Raw genomic sequence first — 1,940 nt, 5'->3', positions numbered from 1 at the left:
GACGATATGGGCTTTTCGGATATAGCCTCTTACGGCGGGGAAGTTGAAACCCCGAATCTGGATGCTTTGGCAGCGGGGGGATTGCGTTATACTCAATTTTACAACAATGCCCGCTGCTGCCCGACCCGGGCATCTTTAATGACAGGGATCTACCCGCATCAGGCGGGAATGGGCTGGATGACCACGGCAGATATGGGGACTCCCGAATACCAGGGTGAGCTCAATAATAAAAGTGTGACCATTGCCGAGGTTTTAAAAACGGCAGGTTACAATACTTATATGTCCGGAAAATGGCACTTAAGTCGTGTGAGGAATATTAAGGCCGGAATTAAGGACAATTGGCCCAGCCAACGGGGTTTTGATCGCTTTTTCGGAATTGTGGACGGTGCTTCCAGTTATTTCACTCCGAATGTTTTTAGCGATAATAAAAAATATAAAGCACCCGGTGCGGGAAAAGATTTTTATTTTACCCATGCCGTAAGTGACAGTACAGTCATGTTTATGGATAAACATTTCTCTTCCGGAAATGAAAATCCTGTGTTTATGTATGTGGCCTATACGGCACCGCACTGGCCGCTTCATGCCCTCGAAAAGGATATCGAAAAGTATGAGGACATATATAATATGGGCTGGGACCGGCTTCGCGAACAAAGGCTTGAAAAACAAAAGGAATTAGGGATCTTTGATGCTTCAGTTGAATTATCGGCGCGCGACCCGAAAATTCCTGGCTGGGAAGAACTGCCTGAAGAAGAACAGGAAGAATTCGCAAGGCGGATGGCCATTTATGCAGCGCAGATAGATGCCATGGACCAGGGTATAGGAAGGATAGTCAGTAAACTGAAAGAACTCGGACAATTCGATAATACATTGCTGATGTTCTTATCAGACAATGGTGCCTGTGCGGAATATATCAGCGGGGGGCCAGGCAAGGAGGTAACAGGAAAAGCCAATACCTGGGAAAGCTACCGGATCCATTGGGCCAATGGCGGGAGTACGCCGTATAAGGAATATAAACACCGGACCCATGAAGGAGGTATAGCCACCCCCTTTATTGTTCACTGGCCCGGGGGGATAGATAAGAAATTAAACGGCAAATATGTAAGGGAGCCGGGACATATTATGGATATCATGGCCACTGCCATAGATGTGTCAGGCGCCAAATACCCCGAAAAGTACAGGGGCCATGATATAGTTCCGTTGGAAGGTAAAAGTTTATCACCCCATTTTTCCGGCCGTAAAACGAACAGGGGGCCTATCTTCTGGGAACACGAGTCGAATATAGGAATGCGGGACGGTCACTGGAAATTGGTGGCGAAAACAGAAGAAAACACGGAATTTGATCCTGATAATCTGGAACTGTACAATATGGAAAATGATCCGGTTGAACTTCATAACCTTGCTGAAAAAGTGCCCGGGCGTTTAAAAGAGATGTTCAAAAAATGGCAGGAATGGGCAGATAAGGTAAATGTGGTCTACGATACCCGTGATTATGGACAGAGGACCCGCGCATATTCAAGGGTAATTAACGGAGAGTTTGAAAATGAATTTGCGGGCTGGCAATTTAGAGGGTATTCCAATGAAGATGTGTTTCAAATTGATTCTTCAGGGGTGATCTCAGGAAAGAATTCGGCAGGGATAAACGGGAAGGGAACCATGTTCTGGCCGTTTTTTGCAAAGGAAGGTGAAAAATTTAACATCTCCTGTAAAGCTAAAGCCGATACAAAAACCGCCGTAAAGATCAGGTTTGAACCGGTTTCGGGTAAAACCGGATATTATTCCGAAATGATAACAGTGGATAAGGACATCAGAACATTTAGTTTCAACACACCGGATCTACCCGTTTCGGGAAGGTGCCGGCTTGTTTTTGAGTTTCAGGATGCTCAAAACAAAATATGGATTGATCATGTACAGTTAGCGCTGGTGGAGTAAATTTTAATACT

At 45.4% G+C, this 1,940-nt stretch carries 1 protein-coding gene; it reads left to right on the top strand.

Features of this window, described 5'->3' with window-relative positions:
• A partial coding sequence (locus tag ED312_RS03920) for an arylsulfatase (RefSeq protein ID WP_206363203.1) occupies positions 1–1,929 on the top strand: 1,929 nt, incomplete at its 5' end.
• Positions 1,930–1,940 lie beyond the last annotated feature (11 nt).

Source organism: Sinomicrobium pectinilyticum (assembly GCF_003725735.1).
Taxonomy (GTDB): Bacteria; Bacteroidota; Bacteroidia; order Flavobacteriales; family Flavobacteriaceae; genus Sinomicrobium; species Sinomicrobium pectinilyticum.
The sequence above is the reverse complement of the archived record's forward strand: the minus strand, read 5'-3'. Positions and strand labels throughout refer to the sequence as shown.